Genomic DNA, 22,141 nt, shown 5'->3' on the forward strand with positions numbered 1-22,141 from the left:
GGGACGCGACGCGGAAGGTGCGCCGTCATCAGGAGCCGAGCTCGGTGCGGACCGCGAACAGCTCGGGGAAGAACGTGAGGTCGAGCGCCTTCTGCAGGAACCCGGCCCCGGAGGAGCCGCCCGTCCCGCGCTTGAAGCCGATGATGCGCTGCACGGTGCGCAGGTGGCGGAAGCGCCAGAGCTGGAAGTTCTCCTCCAGGTCGACGAGCTCCTCGCACGCCTCGTAGGCGGCCCAGTCGGCGTGCGGGTCGGAGTAGATCCCCCGGAAGACCTCGACGAGCTCGTCGTCGTGCGTGTGGGCGTGCGTGACGTCCCGGTCCAGCACGCGGGCCGGGACGGCGTGCCCGCGGCGCGCGAGGTAGCGCAGGAACTCGTCGTAGACGCTGGGCTCCTCCAGCAGGCGCCGCAGCACGTCCTGCGCGGGCGGCTCGGCGTCGAAGACGCGCAGCATCCTGGAGTTCTTGTTGCCCAGCAGGAACTCGACCGCACGGTACTGGTACGACTGGAAGCCGGACGCGTTGGCGAGGTCGCCGCGGAACTCCCCGTACTCGCTGGGCGTCAGCGTGGCGAGCACCGACCACTGCTCGGTGAGGGTCTTCTGGATGTGCTTGACCCGGGCGATCCGCTTGAGCGCCGACGCCAGGTCGTCCGCGGCCAGCAGCTCGCGGGCCGACAGCAGCTCGTGCAGCACGAGCTTGAGCCACAGCTCCGTCGTCTGGTGCTGGACGATGAACAGCATCTCGTCGTGGTGGGTCGGCGTGCTGACCGGCTCCTGCGCCGACAGCAGCCGGTCGAGGCGCAGGTACGAGCCGTAGGTCATCTGGTCGCGCAGATCCGTGACGATCTCCGCCTCGAGCTCGCGCTCGTTGGTGGACTGCTGCGCCGGCGGCGTGGGGTGGGCCATGGGTCGCGAGCGTAATGCACTATCGTGACGGCCGTCGAAATCCTGCATCATCACCGTCGGGCATGACCATCTCGGCGCGCACGCCGAGCAGCCGCACCTCGCGGCCGGGCTCCAGGTCCTCGGCGAGGGCGAGCACGGCGGCGGTCAGGTCCTCGAGGGACCGCGTCGGGGCGGGGAGCTTCCGCGCGCGGGTCCGCGTGAAGAAGGGGGCGTAGCGCACCTTGAGCGCGACCCGGACCACCGGCCGGCCCTCCGCCACGGTGTCCGCGTGCACCCGGGCGGCCAGCTCCCGCAGCTCCGCGGCGACCTGCGCCGGCGTGGTGAGGTTCCGCTGGAAGGTGGTCTCGCGGCCGTGCCCCCGCGCCACCCACGGCGTGTCGTCGACGACGGCGGAGCCGTGCCCGCGCCCCAGCTCGCCGAACCACGCGCCCATGCGGGGCCCGAACTCTGCGACGAGCACGTCGTCGTCCGCGGCGGCGAGCTGCGCGACGGTGCCGATGCCGTGCGCCGCCAGCCGCCTCGAGATCTTCGGCCCGACGCCCCACAGGGCGGTCGTGGGCCGTCCGCCCATCACCTCGAACCAGTTCCCGGCGGTGAGCCGGTAGACGCCGGCGGGCTTGCCGAACCCCGTCGCGATCTTGGCGCGGACCTTGGTGTCGCCGATGCCGACGGAGCAGCGCAGCGCCGTCGCGTCGTGGACCGCGGCCTGCACCCGGCGGGCCTCGCCCTCCGGGTCGTCCGCGTCGCAGCCGAGGAACGCCTCGTCCCAGCCGAGGACCTCCACCACCGTGCCGAGCCCCCGGAGGGTGTCCATCACGTGCCCGGAGGCCGCGTCGTACGCCTCGTGGTCCACCGGCAGGATCACCGCGTCCGGGACCTTGCGGGCCGCGAGGCGCAGGGGCATGCCCGACCCGACGCCGTACGCGCGGGCCTCGTACGACGCGGTGGAGACGACGGCGCGCTCGTTCGGGTCGCCGCGCCCGCCGACGATCACCGGCCTCCCGGCGAGCTCCGGGCGCCGCAGGATCTCGACCGCGGCCAGGAACTGGTCGAGGTCGACGTGAAGCACCCAACGAAAGGCGCGCGGGCCCATGCCCCGAGTCTCGCGTGCCCGGCCGCCGTCCTCAACGCGCGGCGCCACCTCCCGCCCGGGGGCCGGCGTCAGCAGGACGTCCGCCGGCTCGCCGCGAGCGCACCGAGCACGAAGCGCCGCACCTCCGCCGACAGCTCGGCGTCCTCGGGCGCCTCGCCGCCGAACCCGCCGTGCGGCATGCCCTCGAACACGTGCAGCTCTGCCTCGACGCCGGCGGCGCGCAGCCGGCGGTGCATGCGCACGGTGTTGGACAGGAACAGGTCCCTCGTCCCGGACTGCAGGAAGGTCGGCGGGAACCCGGCGAGGTCGCCGAAGAGCGGCGACAGGTACGGGTGCGCGAGGTCGGCCCCGGCGGCGTACAGCGCGTTGACCTCGCGGAGGCTGGCGAGCGCGACGTCGTGTGCTGCGTTGGTGACGAACGAGTCGCCCGACTCCGTGAGGTCCACCTCCGGGGTCAGGAGCAGCAGCGCCGCGGGCATCGGCAGCCCCTCGTCCTTCGCCCGCAGCAGCAGCGCGGCGGCGAGGTTGCCACCCGCCGACCCGCCGGCGACGACGACGTCCCGCGGGTCCCGCTCGGCGAGCAGCGCCCGGTAGACCGTCGTCGCGTCGTCCAGGGCCGCCGGGTAGGGGTGCAGGGGCGGCATCCGGTAGTCGACTCCCCACGCCACCAGCCCCGTGGTCGACGCGACGGACGCGGCCGACGCGCGGCAGACGGCCCCCGCCCCGTAGAGCAGCGCGCCGCCGTGCAGGTCCAGGACGACGGGCCCGTCGTCCTCGGCGCGCCCGGCGGCCACGACGTGCGTGGTCACGCCCGCGACATCGCGCTCCGACCCCTCGGCGGGCGGGCCGTCGCGCAGCACCGCGGAGCGGAACCACACGTCGACGTCCGCCACGTGCCGCAGCCAGCCGTCGAGGTCGCCCGGGGCCGGGTAGGCCGCCCTCGGCCCCGCGGCGCGCGCTTCGGCGAGCCCCGTGAGGTAGCGCCGCGCCGCGTCGCTCACGCTGGTGGGCAGCACCGTGCCGGGCGCACGCCGTGCCGCGTCGTCGTGCACCGCGTCGTGGTGCGCCGTCATCGCCCCGGCTCCGTCGACGTCCGGACGCCGACCCGCACGCCGCACGCCCACGACTCCCCCGGCGCCAGCACGGGCGCGCCGCCGTGCGGCAGGTCGCGCTCCGGCCCGACGAGGGGCGCGTTCGCCGGCTCGACGCCGAGCACCCACGCCCCGCGCGCCGGCCACAGCCACGAGTAGAGCCGCGGCATCGTCGCGGACGACCACTCGACCACGATCTCAGGACCGCCGCCCGCCTCTTCGCCGACGGCCGCCCCGAGCCCGGTCGGCGCGACGACGGCGCGGGCACGGCCGCCAGCCGACCGCACGCCCGGGTGCTCCGCGACGACGTACCCCGCTGCCCGGGCCGGCTCCGGGAACGTCACCGCGTCCCGGCCGTCCGGCAGCGGCTCCGCCGGGACCGGCTCGTCCGCGTCGACCAGGAGCCGCGAGCCGGGCACGAGCGCCGCCCCGCCGAGGTTGACGTGGTAGAGCAGCGGGACGCCGACGGGCGCGTCCCCCACGTTGCGCACGACGTCGCGCACCTCGACCCACGGCCGGCCGGTGGCCACCACGACCTCCCGGTCCACGACGACCCGGGCCCCGTAGAGCGTGGTGTGCCCGACGCTCCCGGCGACGTGCACATCGATCTCGGCGCCCCCGTCGTCCTCCGCGTCGGCACGCTCCCGCCACCACCGCACGTCGTGCGCGGGAGTGAGGTGGTGCGTGCCGTGCTGGCCGGCCCCGCCGCGCGGGGACCCGATGTTGTCCGGGCCGCAGGTGGCGAGCAGCCCGCCGAGGAAGCGGTCCTCCCAGCCGCGCGCCGGCCCCGGGTCCCCGAGGTGCGGCGAGCGCCACGCGATCGGCACGCCGCGCCACCACGCGGCCCCGAGGTCCAGGCCACGATCCGGCAGGACGTCGACGCCGAGCCCGCCCGCGACCCGCACGACCAGCGCCCGGTCCCCCGAGGACCGCGTCACCTCGTCGACGCTCGCGAGCGCCTCCGGCAGCGCGACGCGGCCGTCGTCGAGCAGGCGGGCCCAGCCCGCGGTCATCGCTCCCGGACCTCGCCGCCCACGACGTCGTACGTGCGGCCCTGCACGACGAGTCCCTCCAGGCGCGCGTCGGGGTCGAGGTCCGCGACGCACCCGCCGGCCGTGACCGTGCCGTCGAGGGCGACGTCGACCCCGAAGATCCCGGCGAGGACCAGCTCGCACCACGCGCCCGCGGACGAGCACGACCAGTCGATGAGGTACGGGAGCTGCGGGGGCGTCTTTCGCGCGCCGCCGCCGATCGGCTCCTCGGCCTCCTCGACGAAGTGCGCCTGCCCGGGCGGACCCTGGTTGGCGGTGCGGGCCAGGCCGGGCAGCCACTCGAGCACGGCCTCCGGGTGCCCGAGGGCGATGGCGGCGCGGGCCGAGTCGGCGGGCCACGCCGGGTAGGCGCCGTTCCACTGGTGGTCGGCGCGCAGCGACCAGCCGGCGTCGTCGTCGTGCGGCGACAGCGCCCGCATCCAGGAGGGCGTGCGCAGCTCGCGGACGAAGAACTCGACCATGGCATCGCGCTGCGCGGCGGGCACGTCGTCGGCGATCGTCGTGCCGACGGTGGCGAAGTCGTAGCAGTGCCGCGTGGCGACCAGCGACCCGTCGGGCTGGCGCGCGTGGAAGAAGCCCTCCCCGGGCACCGCGAGGTCCAGCACCTTCGGCAGCAGGTCCTCGGCCTCGGCGCGCAGCCGGGCCGCGTCGTCGTCGCGGCCCTGCAGGTCGCTGAGGCGCGCCGCCGTGCGCAGGTTCCACACGTTGGCCGCGTTGAGGCTCGCCACCTCGTGCACGTAGGAGCTCACGCACTCCAGGAGGTTGTCGACGTCGCCGTAGTCGGCCAGGCCTGACGACGACCGGAGGCGGTGCCACGCCGTGGACCAGGCGCGCACCTCGTCGCCCATCGTCGACGTGCGGCCGTCGGGCGTGGTCACCGCGGCGTCCAGCAGGCCGTGGTCGCCGTGCAGGCGCAGGTAGTCGTGCACCAGGCGGGTCATCGCGTAGTGGTTGACCGAGTACCAGTAGCCGACCGGCCCGCCGGTGAGCCACTCGGTGCCGAAGTGCTTCTCGATGTCGAGGCCCACCCAGTGCTCGACCTGCCGCCGCATCACGTGCGGGTCCAGCAGCGCGTGCACCATCGAGCTCAGCGAGTAGTCCCAGATGAACGTGGTCGACTGCCAGTACCGGGGCATGAGCGTGTCGTAGGTGCGGCCGAGCACCGACGCGGGGTTGTCGCGGCGGAACCACAGCACCCCCACGGCGCCCCACCAGTACAGCCGGCGCAGCGCGTCGTCGGTCGTCACCAGGCGCGGCAGGCAGCCGCCGAACTCGTCGTTCCCCGGCGTGAACAGCGCCTCGATCTCGGCGTCCCAGGTGCGCCGGGAGGCCTCGATCGCGCCCGGCACGTCCGCCGCGACGCGGTCGAAGGCCGCCCGCGCCTCGTCCTCGGTGCGCGCGACCGTGTGCACGTACGCGAGCCGCACCGTGCCGCCGGCGGGGACGGTGCGCACGACCTCCGCGACCCGGGACGAGCCGCCGTCGTCGACGTCCGCGCCGGAATCGTCGACCAGCCCCTGGACGCTCGCCGCCGAGCCGTCGGCGGGCCGCCCGACGCGGCGGGCCCCGGTCCGGGTCAGCCCGTTCTTCGCCTGCGGAGGCGCCCCGGCGAGCCACGGCTCGCCGGCGCAGGTCACCGTGGAGTCGAACCAGGCCCCCACGCGCAGCTCGCGGTCGGTCCCGGTCGTGTCCGTGACCTCGAGCTGCACGGCCACGCCCGGCTCGCCGGGCGGGCAGACCGTCGTCGTGCGCACCTCCCAGCCGTCGACGACGGTGCACCGCTCGACCCGGTCGGGCCGCCAGCGCACCTCGACCGGCTGCCCGTACGACCGCGCCAGCCGGCCACCGAGGTAGAGCTGGCCGCTGATGGAGTCGCCCTGGGACACGGGCGGGACGTTGAGCGAGCGGACCGCGAGGACGTCGTGGTCCACCTGGGCGGTCGCCCAGTGGTTGGTGAGGCCGGGCGGGTTGATCATGTCGTCGAAGTCGTCGGCGATCACGTCGGACGCGAGGTCCTCGACCGTGGGGATCGTCGGCGCGGCCGTGACAGCGGCGGTGCTCATCGTGGCGTGTCCTCGTGCTCTCTGTACGTCAGGTCGGGGTGTCAGTACGGCTCGCGGGCCAGGGCGTCGGGACGTCCGGCTGCGCGCGGGTCGGCGAACTGCGTGCTCGGCAGCAGCGGGTACCAGTCCGGCCGGCCCGGGTCGCGGTCGTACGGGTAGGGGCCCAGCTCGCGGTAGAGCTCGGCGTACTCCTCGAGCTTGGCGCGGTCGAGCTCGACGCCGAGGCCGGGGGCGTCCGGGACGGCGATCTTCCCGTCGCGGTACGTCATCTTGCCGCCCACGATCAGGTCGTCGCGCAGGTGGTGGTAGTGCGCGTCGGCGGCGAAGGTGAGGTTCGGCACGACCGCCCCGAGGTGCAGCATCGAGGCGAGCTGGATGCCCAGCTCTCCCGAGGAGTGCACGGCGACGCCGAGCTGGAAGGTCTCGGCCACGCCGGCGGCGCGCACGCAGGGGCGGATGCCGCCCCAGAACGTGGTGTCGAGCAGGACGACGTCGACCGCGGGCTGCAGCACGTTGGCCGCCAGCTGCTCGAAGTTCACCACCACGGTGTTCGTCGCCGTCGGGATCCTCGTGTTCTCCCGCAGGCGACGCATGCCGTTCAGGCCGTAGCAGAAGTCCTCGGCGTAGTCGTTGTCGAGGTCCTCGATCGCGTGCGCGAAGCGGATCGCCTCCTCCACGCCGAGGATGCCGTTCGGGTCGTAGCGGAACCGGTCGCCCGGCAGGGAGGCCGCGAGCGCCCGATAGCACTCCAGCTCGTAGTCGGGGTCGAAGACGCCGCCTTTGAGCTTGTGCACCCGGAACCCGTGCTCGGCCTTGAGCCGCGCAGCCTCGGCCACGAGCTGGTCGGGCGTGCGCACCTCCCCCGACCCGTCGGCCGACGGGTACCGGAAGAACAGGTACGACGCGAACTCGACCTCGTCCCGCACCGCCCCGCCCAGGAGCGCGTGCACCGGGAGACCGGCGTGCTTGCCCAGCAGGTCGAGGCAGGCGAACTCGATCGCGGCCACGAGCTGGGTGCGGTTGTTGTACAGGCTCGCCGTGGGGTTGGCGAGCATGAACCGCAGCGCCTCGGTCCGCGCGGGGTCGTGCCCGAGCAGGTACGGCTTGAGCGCCGCGATGGCCGCCTCGGCGCTCTGCCCGCCCCCGCCCATCTCCCCGAGGCCGATCAGGCCGTCGGTGGTCTCCACCTCGACGATCGTGCGCACGAACCGGCCCCAGTGGGCCCCGTTGGAGTGCCGCAGCGGCGCCTCCAGGGGCACGGTGACCGTCGTCGCGCGGACGTCCGCGATCCGCATGCCGCTGCCCTTCATGACGTCTCCTCCGGAAGTGCGGCGGCCAGGCGCGCGCTGAGCCCGCCGTCGACCTTGACGTCGGCGCCGGTGACGAACGACGCCCGGTCGCCGAGCAGGAACTCGACCACCTCGGCCACCTCCCGCGGGGTGGCGACCCGGCCGAGCGCGTGCGCCCGTCCCCACTCGGCCACCACTTCGTCGGCCGGGCGGTCGCCGGCGAACAGGCCGGCGGCCCAGCGCAGCATCGGCGTGTCGACCGACCCGGGGCTCACGCTGTTCACCCGGATGCCGTCGGCGGCGTGGTCCACCGCCATCGCGCGGGCCAGCCCCAGCAGGGCGGTCTTGCTGGCGGTGTAGGCGGCGACGCCTCTCTGGGTGGCGTACGCCTGGGCGGAGCTCACCACCACCACCGCCCCGCCGCCGTTGGCCCGCACCAGCGGGATCATGGTGCGGCAGGTGTGGAACGCCCCGCCCACGTTGACGCCCATCACCTCGGCGTAGGTGGCGGGGTCGGTCTCGTCCACGGTGCCGTACCGCTGGACGCCCGCGGCGCAGACGACGGCGTCCAGGCCGCCGTGCTCGTCGCGGACCCGCCGGGCGGCGTCGTCGAGCGCCGCCGGGTCGGCGACGTCGACCGTCATCGGGACGAGGCGGCCCGGGGCGCCGGCGTGCCGGGCGACGGCGGCGTCGAGCGCCGCCGCGTCCCGGTCCAGCCCGACGACGGTGGCGCCGAGCTCGACGAGGAGGTCGGCGACGCCGCCGCCGATGCCGGCGGCCGCGCCCGTGACGACGGCGGTGCGCCCGGTCCACGCGGGGGCGGGCACGCCCGGGGCGGGAGGGTGTCGATCAGTCATGGTGGTGCTCCGTGGGGGTCAGTACTGCCCGAGCGCGAGGCCGCGGGTGAACGTGCGCTGGGCGAGGAGGAAGAGGACGACGGTGGGGATCGAGACGATCAGCCCGCCGGCCAGCACGGTCGGCATGGTCGAGCCGCCGTAGGTGCTCTGCAGGGCGGACAGGGCCGTCATCACGGGCCGGGTCTCCGCCGACTGGGTGAGCGTGAGCCCGAGCAGCAGGTCGTTCCAGATGAGCGTGGCCTGCAGGATGAAGATCGCCACGAGCGCGGGCACCGCCATCGGCAGGTAGATCCGCCAGAAGATGCGCCACGTCGACGCGCCGTCGACCACGGCCGCCTCGAACACGTGGTGCGCCACACCGGAGAAGAAGTTCCGCATGACGAACGCCGCGAACGGCACGGAGATCACGGTGTAGACCAGGATCATCCCCGTGCGCGTGTCGTACAGGCCGGTCTGGACGTAGCCGAGGAACAGCGGCATGAGCAGCATCTGCATCGGGAACACGGTCGACGCGAAGATCACGACGAACCACGCGAACCCGTGCTTCAGTCGCAGGGCGACGATCGCGAACCCGGCGGCAGCACCGATCACGACGGCGATCGCTGGTGCCGCGATCGCGTACAGCGCGGTGGAGGCGATGCCGGCGGAGATGTCGCCGCGCGTCCAGGCCGCGGCGGCGTTCTCCCACAGCCCGCCCAGCCCGGCGGGGCTCCACACGGACAGGACGCCGTACTGGTCGTTCGTCTTCGCGGCGTTGACGATCATGAGGTACACGGGCGCGAGCCAGACGAGGCCCAGCACCACGAGGACGGCCTTGCGGACACGGTCCGCCGTCACGGCGTTCATCACGACTCCCGGGCGCCCGACAGCTGCCGGCGCAGGTAGAGGACGGACGCCGCGACGGTGACCACGGTGAGGAACACCGCGACGGCGGCCCCCAGCCCGTAGTCGTTCTCGACGAACGTGTCCTTGTACATGGTCAGTGCGAGCGTCTCCGACGAGACGCCGGGGCCGCCCTTCGTCATCGCCCAGATGATGTCGAACTGCTTGAGCGAGCCGACGATCGACAGCCCGACGACCACGGTCGTGAGCGGCGTGAGCATCGGCCACGTCATCGTCCGGAACATCGTCCAGCCCGAGGCGCCGTCGAGGCGCGCGGCCTCGAGCGGCTCCTTCGGGATGGACTGCAGCCCGATGGTGAAGAGCAGGGCGTTCACGCCCGCGCCCTGCCAGGTCGCGGCGGCGATCATGACGAACGTGTTCAAGGGGGCGTCCAGCAGCCATCGCGGCGGGTCGGTCACGCCGAACAGCCCGAGCGCCTCGTCGAGCGCGCCCCCGGTCTGGAGCACGAACGTCCAGATCACGCCGACGGCGACGCCCGAGATGGCGTACGGCAGCAGGAACGGCAGCCGGTACCAGAACGACGCCTTGAGCCCGTAGGCGAGCACGGCGATGACCAGGCCCAGCCCGACCGGCAGCACGAGCGTGCCCACCACCCAGAACACCGTGTTGAGCAGGGAGTTCAGGAACCCGGCGTCGGTGAGCATCTCCTGGTACTTGGCCAGGCCTACGAGCTCGGGGTCGCCGAGCCCGTTGTACTCGGTGAGGCTCAGGTAGCTGGTCCACACGAACGGCACGTAGAGCAGCAGCGCGACGACCAGCACGGCCGGGAGCGCGAACCCTCGGGCGGACCAGCGGTAGGTCGCCCGCGGGCGGCGGGCCGGGCGCTCGGCGCTGGTCGGCGGCCGCGGCGGCGCGGCGGTGGCGGTCATGGTGGTCTCTCCTTCCGGCACCACCGGGGGCGCGGCCGGCTCGGCGGCCCCCGGTGGCGTGGTGACGGTGGTGCGGTGGGGCATCAGCCCTGCTCGGCCCAGTACGTGTCGGCCTCGTCCTGCAGCCGCTGCAGCCCCGGCATCGGGTCGGGCGCGTTGGTGACGAAGTCGCCGAAGATCTCCGTCGACAGCGTGTACACGGGCAGCGGGTTGGCCTCGAGGTAGCGCTGCTGGATGGTGGTGTCGCCGCCCGTCACGCCGTCGACCAGCTTCTGCAGCTCCGGGTCCTCGACCGTCACGTTCGGGTTGAACGAGACGTCGCCGCGGGAGGAGGACCAGGTCTTCTGCGCCTCGTCGGTCATCCACCAGGCGCTGTAGTCGAGCGCGGCCTGCTCGTTCTCGGAGCCCTTGCCGACGCACAGCGGGCCGGTCTCCAGGACCGTCTGGTCGCCCGACGCCGGGTTCATGCTCGGCATCGGGAAGATGCCGTAGTCCTCACCGGACTTCGCCCCGACGTCCGTGAGCTGGCCGGTGAGGAACGTGCCGAAGTACGCCATCGCGACGTCGCCGTTCTTCAGCAGCGTCTGCGGGTCCGTCGTGACGCCCGGGTCGTTGTAGTACCCGTCGTCGATCATCTGCTTCCACTGGTCCATCACCTCGACGACCTCAGGGTCGAGGTAGGACGCGTCGCCGGTCTGCAGTCCCTCATAGGTCTCCGGCGCGTTGCCGGCGAGCAGCGCCTGGAACCAGACGAACTCGAAGATGATGTTCATCTGGTGGAAGGGCGTCACGCCCTCGCCCTTGAGCTTCTCGGCGGCCGCCATCATCTCCTCGAAGGTGGTCGGCACCTCGATGTCGTGGTCGGCGAAGACCTTCTTGTTGTAGTAGACGGCCCAGTAGGCCACGTTGAGCGGCACGCAGTACTGCTTGCCGTCGTAGGTGTAGTTGTCCTTGAGCCCCTCCGGCACGAGCCCGTCCGCCTCGGCCTGGGTCCACAGGTCCGTGGTCTCGGCGACCAGGCCCTGGTCCACGAGCTCGGCGAGCGAGCTGCCGGTGTGCCAGGTGAACAGGTCGGGCACCTGCTTGGTGCGGAACGACTGCTTGATGAAGCTGTCGTACGCGGTCGAGTCCGAGTAGCCGGTGAACTCGAGCGTCGAACCGTCCGCGCCCGAGACCTCGTTCATCGCGTCGAAGCTGGGCTCCCACGCCGCCTTGTCCGTGTAGAAGCCGAGCGCGGCACCGTCGCCGTCGCCGCCGCCGCCTCCGCCGTCGTCGCCGCTGGAGCAGGCCGCCAGGCCGAGGGCCAGGGACGCCGCCGTGGCGCCGGCCAGGATCCGGGTTCGCTTCATTGCATTCTCACCTCGTCGTGGATGGGGTTTTCGTGGGGAGGGCCTCAGCGGCGGACGTCGAGCGTGACCTCGACGAACCGCGGCCGGTAGATGCTGACGTCCGCGTACAGGTCGTCAGGGTCGACGGAGTTGACGTTGTAGGTGACCAGGAGGGTGTCGTCGTCGCGCAGCTCGGGGTGCTCGTGGGCGTTGTAGGCGATGACGTCCGGGTCGCCGTAGCTGCCGCCCGGCCCCACCTCGGGCATCCGGTGGACGGTGGACCCGCCGGTGAACGGGCCGGTCGGCGAGCAGCTCGTGTACGCCTTGATCTCGCTGCTGAAGGGCACCGACGTGTCCTGGGTGATCAGGAGCCAGCCGTCGCGGAAGGGCGTCACGCTGTACTCGTTCGCGACGCCGGGCATGACGCGGGCCGACGCGGCCTCGTCGCGCACCCACCGCGCGCCGTCCCAGTACCGCCACCGGTCGAGGGCGGCCAGGTCGCCGCCCAGCACCTTCGCGACGTGCATGTACTTCTCGGCCCCGCGGTCCTCGACGCCGTAGACGAGCACGTGGCCGCCCGTGCGCTGGTACCAGGACGCCCACTGGACGCCGGCCGCGGACGGCAGCGGGCGCATCTCCTCGACGTCGCCGGTGGCGGGGTCCACGGTCGCGACCGAGGACTCGCTCCACCCCCAGTCCCACGGGCCCTCGCCGAACCGGGCGAACTCGAGCACGCCCACCTGCAGGTCGCCGCGGCGCGTCGCCAGGCCGGCGCCGAACCAGTGCCAGGCACCGTCCGGGTCCTGTCCCACGATGCTCTCGGGGGCGTCGGGGGTGCCGCCCGTGACGGTGGTCAGCTCGTCGCCGCGCTGCAGCACGATCGAGTTGTTGAGGAACGGCGTCGTCGTGGGACGGGTGCCGTCGGGCTCGACCGGACCGAGGAAGGTGTCCGAGAAGATCCACGCGAGCGAACCGTCGCGCAGCGGCACCGAGTAGGTGCTGTCCGCCCCGGTCCAGCCCACGCCCGAGTCGGCGTACGCGGTGAACGTCTCCTCCAGCGGCGAGGGCCGGGCCGCGCTCGCCGTGACCGTCGCGCCGTCCAGCGAGCATGCCCTCGCCCGCACCCCGTCGTGCGCGGGTGCCTCGGCCCCGGCAACCTCGGTCCCTGTCGCCGTGAGGGCGCCGCCGCTCAGCGCGATGCCGCAGGCGATCGCCCCAGCGAGGACGCTCTTGCGTGTCGTGTGCATCGTCATCACTCCGTCGTGATCGTGGTGCTTGCTGTCGTGGGTAAAGGTCGGTGGGCGCGCCGGTCCGTCAGCCGCCCGCGGGGCGGATGGCGCCGGCCACGTCGGTGAGGTGCTCCCGCATCCGCCGGTCCACCTCGTCGGCGGCGCCGGCGGTGATGAGCCGGACGAGCTCCGCGTGCTCCTCGTAGTCGGCGTCCGGGTCGCCGTGCAGGGTGAGGATCCGGCGCTGGTCCTCCGCGTGCAGCAGGAGGATCACGTCGAGCACCTCCGCCACGATGCGGTTGCCCGCCGCGTCGGCGATCGCGCGGTGCAGGTCGACGTTCACCCGCCACAGCCGGTCGTCGCCGGTGGTCAGGCAGCGGTGCGCGTCCGCGAGAAGCTCCGCGAGGCGCGCGAGCGCCGCGGGCTCGCGCACGACCGCCGCCTGCCGGGCGATGGCGGGCTCGATGAGCACCCGGGCCTGGACGAGCTCCACGAGGCGCTCGCGGTCCGCGGGGGGCAGGACGGCGTTGGGCAGCACGGAGCGGTTGTAGTTCTCGCCCACGTAGATCCCGGACCCGTGCCGGAACGACAGGATGCCCATGCCCTCCAGCCGGCGCAGCGCCTCGCGCATCGTCGGCACCGCGACGCCGAACCGTGCGGCGAGGTCGCGCTGCGGGCCGATGCGCTCGCCCGCGACCAGTCCCGCGTCACCGATCATCCGGATCACCGCTTCGGCGAGGCTCCCGCTGAGGGTGGGGCGCGCGATGGGCCCCGACTCCGTCGTCATGGAAGTGATCTAATCACTTGCTCACCTCAATGTGAAGTCGGCGACTGCCGGACGACCGCCGCGGTGCCGTGCTGATGATCCTGCCCAGGACGCCGCCGACGATGTCCTGACGATGTCCTCCCCGCCCGAGCGGGCGAAAAAACGTCGAGGATGCATCGGCGCGTCCCAGGGCGCGCTCTCTCCAGGGGCGACCACCCCGGCCGCGCCCCTCCTCGAAGAACAGGCCAACCGCCATGTCCACGACCACCCCCCGCGCCCCCCGCGCCACGCTCGCCGCGTCCCGCCCCTTCACGCAGTCCGCCGCCCACCGGATCGACGTCGTCGTCACCCGGGCGGCGCGGCTCCTCGCCCGCTGGTCCGTCCCCGCGCTCCGCGTGTCCCTCGGTCTCGTGTTCCTCGGCTTCGGCCTGCTGAAGTTCGTGCCCGGCGGCAGCCCCGCCGAGTCCATCGCGGCGCGCACCGTCGAGACGCTGACGTTCGGGATCGTGGGCGGGCCCACGGCGGTCTTCGCCGTCGCGGCCCTGGAGACGTTCATCGGCCTGACCCTCGTCACCGGACGGCTCCTGCGCGTCGGGCTCCTCGCCCTCGCCGTCGCGATGGTGGGCATCCTCTCCCCCGTCGCGCTGTTCGCCGACGAGCTCTTCGGCGACGGCGTGACCCTCCTCGGGCAGTACGTGCTCAAGGACGTCGTGCTCGTCGCCGGCGCCGCGGTGGTCGCCGCCGTCGCGCTCGGCGCGCGGCTCCGCGTCGACGCCTGACGACCACGACGGCGGCCCGCGTCCGGCCTCAGCGCCGGGTGCGGGCCGCTCCTGCGTCCCGGGTCACGAGCTCCGACCCCCCGACCGCCCGGCGGTGGGCGTGCCCGCCGCGGCGGCTCGGTCCATCCGGTCCTGCGCCGCGAGCAGGACCGGCGTGTTGTCGGTCGCGTAGACGTCGTAGTCGCCGACCCGCTGCACGATCTCGAAGCACAGCCGGCCGATGCGCGGCGTGTAGAAGTGCCAGAACTCGCCCGAGGCGGAACGGTCGAAGAGGAGCCGGTGTTCGCGCAGGGTGGCGAGCACCTGGCCGTCGAGGCCGAACCGGGCACGCAGGTCGTCGTAGTAGTTGTCCGGCACGGGGACGGGGCGCAGGCCGCGTTCGCGCGCCCGCTGCGCCACCGCCACGACGTCGTCGCACACGAGCGCGACGTGGTCCGGGTGCCGCACCCCGCCGGGGGCGACGTTCAGGGAGAGGCGCACCCGCCCGTCGTCGGAGCGCATCACCTGGCTGCGGACGAGGCCGTGCGGGCCGGCCGCCTCGGTGGCGGGCGGCGTGCGGAGCCCGAGCACGCTGGTGCAGAACAGCACCGCCTCGTCGTGGGCGTCCCGGCCGTGGGAGACGTTGACGTGGTCGACCGCGCGGACCCCGCCGCCGCTCGCCGGGTCCGAAGGGTCCGCCGCGTGGCCGTGCTCGAACTCGGCGACCCACGCCGGCTCGTCGCCGAGGTCGCGGTCGTTGAGGAACACCTCGAGCCCGCTCGGGGCGACGAACCCGGCCATCTCCAGCTCGCCGGCCTGGGTCCGCCGGGAGGCGGGGCTGACGGCGAGCGCCCGGGCGCGGTCGCTCACCACCGCGGCGTCCGTCACCCGCAGCCCCACGCCCGCCAGGTGCGGGGCCTCGTCGCGCGCGTGCTGCTCGTTGAGGACGACCCGCGAGTCCCCGGACGACCACAGGCGCACCGGCTTCGTCCGGTGCTGACCGCGGAACGTCATGCCGAGCTGGCCGAGCACCGCCTCGACGTCGCCGGTGTCCTCCGCCTTGACCTCCACGTAGTCGAAGCCGGTGGGCACGTCCGGGTCGGCGATCCGCTGCAAGGTCGGCGGGCTCCCCGGCAGCCGCGCCGCGCGGTCCTCGAGCCAGACCAGCGACCGCAGCGCGTGCTCGGCGGTGCGGCGCGTGTCGGCCTGGCGGAAGACGTCGTTGAACACCTCCAGGGACAGGGGGCCGCCGTACCCGGCCCGCGCCACGTGCCGCACGAAGGCGCCCAGGTCCCAGGCGCCCTCCCCCGGGAACAGGCGGTGGTGGCGGCTCCACGACAGCACGTCCATCGTGAGCGCGGGGGCGTCCGCGAGCTGCACGAAGAAGATCTTGTCCCCCGGGATCTCCTCGATCCCGGCCGGGTCGTGACCTCGCGCCAGGATGTGGAAGCTGTCGAGGCACACCCCGACCGCCTCGTGGCCGGCCCGCTCGGCGATGCGCCACGACCGGCGGTAGTCGTCGACGAAGCGTCCCCACGCCAGCGCCTCGAACGCCACCCGGATCCCGTGCTCCGCCGCGAGGTCGCCGAGGCGGCGCAGCTGGGCCGCCGAGACCTCGTCGTCGTCGACCGTCGCGGTCGCCACGTTGCTGCACACCAGGACCGTCCCGATCCCGAGTCGGCGCGCCGTCGCGAACCGCTCGCGCGCCCGGCGCAGGTTGTCCTCGAGCAGGTCCGGGGCGACGCCCTCGAAGTCGCGGAACGGCTGGTAGAGGTCGAGGCTCAGGCCGAGCCGGTCGGCCAGGGCGCGGATCTCCTCGGGGCTGCGGTCGCTGACCACGAGGTCCGGCTCGAAGATCTCGACGCCGTCGAACCCCGCGTCCGCGCAGGCGTACAGCTTGTCCTCCAGGCTGCCGCTCAGGCAGACCGTGGCGATCGACGTGCGCATCCGAGGTCCTCCAGTGTTCGTCGGGGGTGTCGTGCGGCGTGCAGGCCCAGGCCCGCCCGTCGGGTCTGCCGGCGGCGTCAGCCCTTGTCCCGGTCGGCCACCAGGCGTTCGAAGTGGGCGTGCATACGCGCGACGTCGGGCTCGAGCCCGGTGATCAGGCGCAGGCTGTCGACGGCCTGGCCCACCGCCATCGCCCCGCCGTCGAGCGTCGTCAGCCCGCGCGCCCGAGCGCGCCGCACCAGCTCGGTCTCGAGCGGGCGGTAGACGACCTCGGCGACCCACGCCGCCTCGTCGAGCCGGTCGACGTCGAGCGCGACCCCGGGGTGCTCCGCCATCCCGACCGGCGTCACGTGCACCACGCCCCCCACCCGGGGCAGCCAGCCGTCGACCGCGCCGCCGCTGCCCTGCAGCCGGCCCGCCCCGGCGTCGGCGAACCTCGAGAGCATCGCGTCGACGGCGGCGGGGACCAGGTCGTGCACGACGACGTCGTCGAAGCCCATGTCGACGAGGGCCCAGGCGGTGGCGAGACCCGCCCCGCCCGCGCCGACCTGGAGGACGGCGTAGGGCCTGGGGCGGGCGCCGAGGAACCGCTCGAGCGCCGTGCGGAAGCCGCTGCAGTCGGTGTTGTGCGCCGTCCGGCCCGCGCCGTCCCCGCCCGTGCGGTCGAGGAGCACCAGGTTCGCGGACCCCACCCGGCGCACGGTCGGGCTGGCGTCGGCCACGTGCCGCAGCACGTCGCGCTTGAACGGGTGCGTGACGTTCGCCGCGTCGAAGCCCTCGTCCTCCAGCCGGCCCAGCTCGGCGCCCAGGTCGACGTCGGGGTGGTCGATGAGGTCGACGATCCTGTACTCGTAGTCGAGGCCGAGGCGGCGGGCCTCCTCCATGTGCAGCGCGGGCGACAGCGACGGGCCGATGCCGTGCCCGAGCAGCGCGACGCGGTACGTCACGACGCCGAGTCCCGCATGGACTCGTAGACCGCGAGCGAGTCGCCCTCGAGGTTCTCCCGGAACCAGGCGTCGGTCTGCTGCGCGAAGGCCTCGGAGTCGACGTCCTCGACGATCTCGACGGCGTCCTCCTGCCGCCACCCGTCCAGGATCTGGGTCTCCGCCTCCTCGACGCAGCCGGGCATCTGCTCGACGGCGGACGCGACCGCGTCGTCGAGCGCCGCCCGCTGCTCGTCGCTCAGCTCGGAGTCGTAGGACGGCGCGGCGACGATGAGGTTCGAGTTCTGCTGGTGGGCCGACATGCTCAGGACGTCCTGCACCTCGACGAGGTTGCTCGCGTCGATGTTCGTCAGCGGGTTCTCCTGCCCGTCGACGACGCCCTGCTGCAGCGCGAGGTACAGCTCCTCGTACGCGACCTCGGTCGCCTGGGCGCCGAGCGCCTGGGCGTTGAGCAGGTACTGCCCCGACCCCGGGAACCGCATGCGCAGGCCCTCGAGGTCGGCGGGCTCGCGGATCGCCGTGTTCGCGGTGAAGTGGCGCGACCCGGCCGACCACGCCCCGACGACGCTCACCCCGCCAGAGGCCTCCTTGAAGTCCGCGACGAGCTCGTCGGCGGAGCCGTCGGTGAAGTACCGGTTCAGGTGCTCCGCGTCGTCGAAGCCGTACACGGCGTCGAGCACGCCGGCGGGCTCGTAGACGGCGGCCAGCGCCGACGCCCCCTGGACATCGATGTCGATGTCCCCGGACTGCACGGAGGCGATCCGGTCGGCGTCCCCGCCGAGCTGGCTGTTCGGGAAGATCTCGACGGTGAGGCCCACGTCGGCGGCCTCCGCCTCGTCCTTGATGACCTGCGCGCCGCACGTGTGCTGCGGCTGGTCCTCGGTGTAGCTGTGGGCGAGCGTCAGCTCGACCGCGCCGTCGGCCGGCTGCTCGCCCTCGCCGCCGCCGTCGCTGCACGCGGTGAGCACGAGGGCGAGCGCGCCTGTCACGGCGGGGACCGTCGCCCGGTGGATGCGGTTCATGATGCTGTCCTTTCGGTTCCTGCCGACCGCGTCGCCGGCAGCTCGTCGCGGGACGGCCGGGTCAGAGCCCGAGCCGGGTGGGGAGCCACGTCGCGACCCCCGGGAGGAAGACGACCACCAGGCACACGACCAGGAGCGGGACGATGAACGGCAGCGCGCCCCGGAACACCTCGCCGATCGGGACCCGCTGCGTCGAGCTGAGCACGTACAGCACGGTCCCGACCGGCGGCGTCAGGAGCCCGATCATCAGCGACAGGATCATCACGACGCCCAGGAGGACCGGGTCCACGCCGAGCTGGAGCGCGATGGGCATGAGGATCGGCACCACCAGCACGAGCGTCGCCGTCGCGTCCACGACCGTGCCCAGCACGAGCATGAGCAGCACGACCAGCAGCAGGAAGACCGTGGGTTCGGCCGTGAACCCCAGCACCGTCTCGGCGAGCGCCTGCGGCACGCGCTCCTTCGCCAGGAGGTACCCGAGCAGCGCGGCCGACGCGACGATCAGCATGATCGCGGCGGTCGTCGTCACCGTCTCGACGAGGATCCTCGGCAGGTCGCGGACCTTCAGCGTGCGATAGCCGAAACCGAGCAGCAGCATGTACGCCGCGCCGACGGCGGCCGCCTCGGTCGGCGTGAACAGCCCTCCGAGGATGCCGCCGAGGATGATCACCGGCGCGAGGATCGGCAGCACGACCCGCCGGCTCGTGGTCATCAGCCGGGCGCGCGAGAACCCGACGTGCTCGATGCCGGGCTGGCGCCGCACCAGGACGAAGACGACGACGCACAGCCCGGCCGCCATCAGCAGCGCCGGGACCACCGAGGCGGCGAACAGCGCGCCCGTGGAGACCGACGCCTGGCCGGCGAAGATCACGGCCGGGATGCTCGGCGGCATGACCGGCGCGATCAGGGCCGAGGCCCCCACGACCCCCAGACCGAACCGGCGCGAGTAGCCGTGCCGCAGCATCGGCGGGATCTCCACCTTGCTCAGCGCCGCGGCGTCCGCGACGGCCGACCCGCTCATCCACGAGAAGCCGAGGCTGACGCCGACGCTCACGTACCCCAGCCCGCCGCGGACCCGGCCGAAGAGCGCGAGCGCGAAGTCGAACAGCCGGTCGGCGATCCCCGCGTGGTTGGCGACCACGCCCAGGAGCACGAAGAGCGGCACGGCGAGCAGCACGAAATTCCCCGTCGCGTTGGCCACCAGCCGCATGGGCAGGCCGAGCGACTGCCCGTCGAGGACCAGATAGACCAGGCCCGGCCCGAGGAACGCGAACGCGACGGGCACCCGGAGCAGCATGAGGACGACGATCCCCAGCAGGAGCGCGAGCACGGTCATGGCCGGCCCCCGTCCTCGGTGGCGGGCGCGCCCGGGCCGACGACGCCCGGGACCACCGGACCGTCCGCCTCCGGCACCCCGAACCGCGCGACGTGCACGGCACGGGCGAGCGCGCGGATCGTCGTGCTGACCAGGCCCACGAGCGTGATGGCGTACACCCACGCCATCGGGAGGCCCAGCGCCGGCGAGGTGAGGAAGCCGGCGGCGGAGACCAGCTCCCAGCACGCCCACGCGAAGCCGGCGCCGATCACCGCGACGAGGACCATCGCGAGCACGTGCACGGCCCGCACGACGCCCGGTCGCGGGAACGCGTCGACGAGCTGGAGGGCGATGTGCCCGTCGCGGGTCACCAGCACCCCGCAGGCGCCGAACGTGAGCCAGACCAGCGCGAACTCCGACAGCTCGCCCGTCCACACGACACCCGGCACGGGCAGGTAGCGCTGCAGCGCCTGGTAGAGGATCAGGACGAAGATCAGGGCACCCGCGAGGCACGCGACCCCGAGCTCCAGGGCGGTGAGGACCCGCACCACCCGCCTCATCCGGGCCTCACGTCCGACTCGACACGCCTGTCACTGTGCACCGTGACGGTCTCCTCTCGGTCGGCCGCACCACGCGCCCGCGGGTGAGCGGTCACGACCGCGCCCCGTCGCGCGGCCGTCGTCACGTTCGCGACGATAGGAACAACGCGACAACTCGTGCAAGCAGTTGCCAAAATTGCCACGTGCGTGGCTAGATGCCTGTGTGGAGCCGACCATCTACGACGTCGCTCGCGCGGCTGGCGTCGCGCCGTCCACGGTCTCGCGCGCCTTCACGAAGCCCGCCCGGGTCAACGCGGCCACCCGGGTGCGGGTGCTCGCGGCCGCCGCGGAGGTCGGGTACCGGCACAGCCCACAGAACCGCTCGCTCCCGGGCGGCCGGCACCGCACCGTCGCGATGGTGCTGTCCGACATCACCAACCCCCACTTCTTCGAGCTGATCCGCGGGGCCGAGCAGCGCGTCAAGGCCGCCGACGCGACGCTCGTCATCGTCAACGGCGAGGAGTCGGAGCGGATCGAGGAGAACCAGATCCACGACCTGGCGCCGGGCGTGGACGGATTCGTGCTGGCCTCCAGCCGGCTGCGCGACGAGGCGCTGCGCGAGGTCGCGCGGCGGCACCGCGTGGTGCTCCTCAACCGCGAGGTCACGGGCCTGACCAGCGTGGCGCTGGACACGACGTCCGGCTGCCGGCAGATCCTGCAGCACCTCGCGTCTCTGGGCCACCGCAGCCTCGTCTACTGCGCCGGCCCGCCCGGGTCGTGGATGGGCGCCGCGCGCTGGTCGGCGCTCAGCGCCGGCGCGGAGGAGCACGGCATGACGGCCCACCGGGTCGGCCCGTACACCCCGACCGTCGCCAACGGCGGTGTCGCCGCCGACGGGGCCCTCCGGACGGGCGCGACGGCGCTCGTCGCGCACAACGACCTGCTCGCGATCGGGGTCCTGCGCCGGCTCGCCCAGCGCGGCATCGGCGTCCCGGCCGACGTGTCCGTCGTCGGGTTCGACGACATCTTCGCCGCCGAGTTCGTGCACCCGTCCCTCACCACGCTCGGCGGCCCCGGCGCGCACGCGGGCCGGCTGGCGGTCGAGCTGCTCATCGACCAGTTCGCGGGCCGCGCGGGCGCGGAGGACGAGCAGATCCGGCTGCCCACGGAGCTCGTGCTGCGCGAGTCCTCCGGCCCGGCTCCGCAGGCCGCCTGACCGCCTCGGGCGTCAGCCCACCGAGCGGCGGTGCCGCTCCGCGAGATCCTGGTACTCGATCGCGTTGCGGCGCACTCGCTCCGCGCCGGCCCCGTCGAGCTCGCCACGCACCCTGGCGGGCACGCCGACGGCGAGGTGCCCGGCGGGGATCTCCTGGCCCTCGCGCACCAGCGCCCCGGCCGCGACGAACGCGCCCTCGCCCACGACGGCGCCGTTGAGCAGGGTCGCGCCCATGCCGATCAGGCTGCCGTCGCCCACGGTCGCGCCGTGCACGATCGCGCCGTGCCCGACGCCGACGCCCTTGCCGATCACGGTGGGCACCCCGGTGTCGGTGTGCACCACGCAGTTGTCCTGGAGGTTGGAGCCCTCCCCCAGCTCGATCGAGTCCATGTCGCCGCGCAGGACGGCGCCGTAGAAGACGCTCGCGCGCGGGCCGATCCGCACGCGGCCGACGAGGGTCGCCGTGGGGGCGACCCACGCCGTCGGGTCGATCTCGGGGGTGTGGCCGTCGAAGGGGAGCACCGTCGCCATGGCCCGGACACTACCGGGTCGACGGTGGACGGTCAGAAAGAGGGAGACGTCGCCGGACGCCAGGACCTTGGGGGAACGGGTAGGCACGACCGAGATCGAGATCGATGTCGGTGTCGTCCGTCCGTCGCGGCCGCGGACACGCCTCCGTCATTCCCGGGGTCGGGATCGCACGGCCGACCGACGACGCGAGGCGCGGAACCCGTCCACCGCCGGCAGGGCGAGCGCGACCACGAGGACGGCATAGACGGCGACGTCCGGCAGCCACATCTGCACACGCCGACGAGGAGGCTGAGGAGCACCAGCACCCACGGCGCGCGACGGCCCGCGGACAGGACCGCCCACAGCTCGCGGAGGTGACGCCGACCGGACGCACGGACGAGCGCGAGCACGTAGCACGCGGCGGCCACCAGCATCCGCCAGCCGAA

Annotated in this window: 20 protein-coding genes; 2 read left to right on the top strand and 18 right to left on the bottom strand. The window is 73.6% G+C overall.

The genetic code is table 11. The features are described from left to right. Positions 1 to 28 precede the first annotated feature (28 nt). From ABD254_RS17815 to ABD254_RS17870, 12 genes are all read right to left on the bottom strand, one after another. Positions 29 to 904, bottom strand: a complete 876-nt coding sequence (locus ABD254_RS17815) for a tryptophan 2,3-dioxygenase (protein WP_344250015.1) — start codon at positions 902 to 904, stop codon at positions 29 to 31. Between the two features lie 19 nt (positions 905 to 923). Beyond that, positions 924 to 1,997 (bottom strand): DNA polymerase IV, encoded by a 1,074-nt coding sequence (locus tag ABD254_RS17820; RefSeq protein WP_344250017.1) that lies wholly within the window; start codon positions 1,995 to 1,997, stop codon positions 924 to 926. A 68-nt stretch (positions 1,998 to 2,065) separates the two neighbouring features. Next, positions 2,066 to 3,070, bottom strand: a complete 1,005-nt coding sequence (locus ABD254_RS17825; RefSeq protein ID WP_344250019.1) for an alpha/beta hydrolase fold domain-containing protein — start codon at positions 3,068 to 3,070, stop codon at positions 2,066 to 2,068. Further along, positions 3,067 to 4,101 carry a DUF4432 family protein gene (locus ABD254_RS17830; protein ID WP_344250020.1) on the bottom strand — a complete coding sequence of 345 codons (1,035 nt, stop codon included), beginning with the start codon at positions 4,099 to 4,101 and terminating at the stop codon, positions 3,067 to 3,069. The genes ABD254_RS17825 and ABD254_RS17830 overlap by 4 nt, the downstream gene beginning before the upstream one ends. Continuing rightward, positions 4,098 to 6,203 (bottom strand): hypothetical protein, encoded by a 2,106-nt coding sequence (locus tag ABD254_RS17835; RefSeq protein WP_344250021.1) that lies wholly within the window; start codon positions 6,201 to 6,203, stop codon positions 4,098 to 4,100. The genes ABD254_RS17830 and ABD254_RS17835 overlap by 4 nt, the downstream gene beginning before the upstream one ends. Positions 6,204 to 6,244: 41 nt before the next feature. Then, a complete protein-coding gene (locus ABD254_RS17840) occupies positions 6,245 to 7,513 on the bottom strand; it encodes an enolase C-terminal domain-like protein (protein WP_344250022.1) in 1,269 nt (422 codons plus the stop codon). Then, positions 7,510 to 8,349 (bottom strand): SDR family oxidoreductase, encoded by an 840-nt coding sequence (locus tag ABD254_RS17845; protein ID WP_344250023.1) that lies wholly within the window; start codon positions 8,347 to 8,349, stop codon positions 7,510 to 7,512. Before ABD254_RS17845 ends, ABD254_RS17840 begins: the two co-directional genes overlap by 4 nt. An 18-nt stretch (positions 8,350 to 8,367) precedes the next feature. Then, positions 8,368 to 9,195 carry a carbohydrate ABC transporter permease gene (locus ABD254_RS17850; protein WP_344250024.1) on the bottom strand — a complete coding sequence of 276 codons (828 nt, stop codon included), beginning with the start codon at positions 9,193 to 9,195 and terminating at the stop codon, positions 8,368 to 8,370. After that, entirely contained in the window at positions 9,195 to 10,121 is a 927-nt protein-coding gene (locus ABD254_RS17855; protein ID WP_344250025.1) for a carbohydrate ABC transporter permease, read from the bottom strand. Before ABD254_RS17855 ends, ABD254_RS17850 begins: the two co-directional genes overlap by 1 nt. Before the next feature lie 83 nt (positions 10,122 to 10,204). Then, positions 10,205 to 11,470, bottom strand: a complete 1,266-nt coding sequence (locus ABD254_RS17860) for an ABC transporter substrate-binding protein (RefSeq protein ID WP_344250026.1) — start codon at positions 11,468 to 11,470, stop codon at positions 10,205 to 10,207. A 44-nt stretch (positions 11,471 to 11,514) separates the two neighbouring features. After that, entirely contained in the window at positions 11,515 to 12,696 is a 1,182-nt protein-coding gene (locus tag ABD254_RS17865) for a DUF4185 domain-containing protein (protein WP_344250027.1), read from the bottom strand. Positions 12,697 to 12,763: 67 nt separating this feature from the next. Next, on the bottom strand, positions 12,764 to 13,465 hold the full coding sequence (locus tag ABD254_RS17870; RefSeq protein WP_344250028.1) for a FadR/GntR family transcriptional regulator: 702 nt from the start codon (positions 13,463 to 13,465) through the stop codon (positions 12,764 to 12,766). A 233-nt stretch (positions 13,466 to 13,698) separates the two neighbouring features. Between ABD254_RS17870 and ABD254_RS17875 the strand changes: the two genes are divergently transcribed. Beyond that, positions 13,699 to 14,223 (top strand): DoxX family membrane protein, encoded by a 525-nt coding sequence (locus ABD254_RS17875; RefSeq protein WP_344250029.1) that lies wholly within the window; start codon positions 13,699 to 13,701, stop codon positions 14,221 to 14,223. Positions 14,224 to 14,286: 63 nt separating this feature from the next. Here the strand turns inward: ABD254_RS17875 and ABD254_RS17880 are convergent, their stop codons facing one another. From ABD254_RS17880 to ABD254_RS17900, 5 genes are all read right to left on the bottom strand, one after another. Continuing rightward, a complete protein-coding gene (locus tag ABD254_RS17880) occupies positions 14,287 to 16,149 on the bottom strand; it encodes a bifunctional sugar phosphate isomerase/epimerase/4-hydroxyphenylpyruvate dioxygenase family protein (protein ID WP_344250031.1) in 1,863 nt (620 codons plus the stop codon). 77 nt (positions 16,150 to 16,226) lie between these two features. After that, positions 16,227 to 17,096, bottom strand: a complete 870-nt coding sequence (locus tag ABD254_RS17885; protein WP_344250032.1) for a shikimate dehydrogenase — start codon at positions 17,094 to 17,096, stop codon at positions 16,227 to 16,229. Then, positions 17,093 to 18,115 carry a TRAP transporter substrate-binding protein DctP gene (gene dctP, locus ABD254_RS17890; RefSeq protein WP_344250034.1) on the bottom strand — a complete coding sequence of 341 codons (1,023 nt, stop codon included), beginning with the start codon at positions 18,113 to 18,115 and terminating at the stop codon, positions 17,093 to 17,095. Before dctP ends, ABD254_RS17885 begins: the two co-directional genes overlap by 4 nt. Positions 18,116 to 18,176: 61 nt before the next feature. Beyond that, the gene (locus ABD254_RS17895; protein ID WP_344250036.1) at positions 18,177 to 19,451 is read right to left on the bottom strand and encodes a TRAP transporter large permease; all 1,275 of its coding nucleotides are present in this window, start codon (positions 19,449 to 19,451) and stop codon (positions 18,177 to 18,179) included. Next, entirely contained in the window at positions 19,448 to 19,990 is a 543-nt protein-coding gene (locus ABD254_RS17900; protein ID WP_344250037.1) for a TRAP transporter small permease, read from the bottom strand. Before ABD254_RS17900 ends, ABD254_RS17895 begins: the two co-directional genes overlap by 4 nt. 202 nt (positions 19,991 to 20,192) lie before the next feature. Between ABD254_RS17900 and ABD254_RS17905 the strand changes: the two genes are divergently transcribed. Continuing rightward, complete coding sequence (locus ABD254_RS17905; protein ID WP_344250038.1) at positions 20,193 to 21,185, top strand: LacI family DNA-binding transcriptional regulator; 993 nt, start codon at positions 20,193 to 20,195, stop codon at positions 21,183 to 21,185. A gap of 12 nt (positions 21,186 to 21,197) precedes the next feature. Here ABD254_RS17905 and ABD254_RS17910 read toward each other — a convergent pair whose 3' ends face one another. Continuing rightward, positions 21,198 to 21,716, bottom strand: a complete 519-nt coding sequence (locus tag ABD254_RS17910) for a gamma carbonic anhydrase family protein (protein ID WP_344250040.1) — start codon at positions 21,714 to 21,716, stop codon at positions 21,198 to 21,200. Positions 21,717 to 22,141: the final 425 nt, after the last annotated feature.

The sequence above is a fragment of the Isoptericola hypogeus genome (assembly GCF_039531145.1).
Classification (GTDB): domain Bacteria; phylum Actinomycetota; class Actinomycetes; order Actinomycetales; family Cellulomonadaceae; genus Isoptericola; species Isoptericola hypogeus.

Coding starts and splice junctions, on each gene's coding strand:
- ABD254_RS17910 (WP_344250040.1), bottom strand. CDS start 21,716: ATGGCGACGGTGCTCCCCTTCGACGGCCACACCCCCGAGATCGACCCG.
- ABD254_RS17895 (WP_344250036.1), bottom strand. CDS start 19,451: ATGACCGTGCTCGCGCTCCTGCTGGGGATCGTCGTCCTCATGCTGCTC.
- ABD254_RS17865 (WP_344250027.1), bottom strand. CDS start 12,696: ATGCACACGACACGCAAGAGCGTCCTCGCTGGGGCGATCGCCTGCGGC.
- dctP (WP_344250034.1), bottom strand. CDS start 18,115: ATGAACCGCATCCACCGGGCGACGGTCCCCGCCGTGACAGGCGCGCTC.
- ABD254_RS17870 (WP_344250028.1), bottom strand. CDS start 13,465: ATGACGACGGAGTCGGGGCCCATCGCGCGCCCCACCCTCAGCGGGAGC.
- ABD254_RS17820 (WP_344250017.1), bottom strand. CDS start 1,997: ATGGGCCCGCGCGCCTTTCGTTGGGTGCTTCACGTCGACCTCGACCAG.
- ABD254_RS17880 (WP_344250031.1), bottom strand. CDS start 16,149: ATGCGCACGTCGATCGCCACGGTCTGCCTGAGCGGCAGCCTGGAGGAC.
- ABD254_RS17900 (WP_344250037.1), bottom strand. CDS start 19,990: ATGAGGCGGGTGGTGCGGGTCCTCACCGCCCTGGAGCTCGGGGTCGCG.
- ABD254_RS17840 (WP_344250022.1), bottom strand. CDS start 7,513: ATGAAGGGCAGCGGCATGCGGATCGCGGACGTCCGCGCGACGACGGTC.
- ABD254_RS17875 (WP_344250029.1), top strand. CDS start 13,699: ATGTCCACGACCACCCCCCGCGCCCCCCGCGCCACGCTCGCCGCGTCC.
- ABD254_RS17830 (WP_344250020.1), bottom strand. CDS start 4,101: ATGACCGCGGGCTGGGCCCGCCTGCTCGACGACGGCCGCGTCGCGCTG.
- ABD254_RS17815 (WP_344250015.1), bottom strand. CDS start 904: ATGGCCCACCCCACGCCGCCGGCGCAGCAGTCCACCAACGAGCGCGAG.
- ABD254_RS17845 (WP_344250023.1), bottom strand. CDS start 8,349: ATGACTGATCGACACCCTCCCGCCCCGGGCGTGCCCGCCCCCGCGTGG.
- ABD254_RS17860 (WP_344250026.1), bottom strand. CDS start 11,470: ATGAAGCGAACCCGGATCCTGGCCGGCGCCACGGCGGCGTCCCTGGCC.
- ABD254_RS17855 (WP_344250025.1), bottom strand. CDS start 10,121: ATGACCGCCACCGCCGCGCCGCCGCGGCCGCCGACCAGCGCCGAGCGC.
- ABD254_RS17825 (WP_344250019.1), bottom strand. CDS start 3,070: ATGACGGCGCACCACGACGCGGTGCACGACGACGCGGCACGGCGTGCG.
- ABD254_RS17850 (WP_344250024.1), bottom strand. CDS start 9,195: ATGAACGCCGTGACGGCGGACCGTGTCCGCAAGGCCGTCCTCGTGGTG.
- ABD254_RS17835 (WP_344250021.1), bottom strand. CDS start 6,203: ATGAGCACCGCCGCTGTCACGGCCGCGCCGACGATCCCCACGGTCGAG.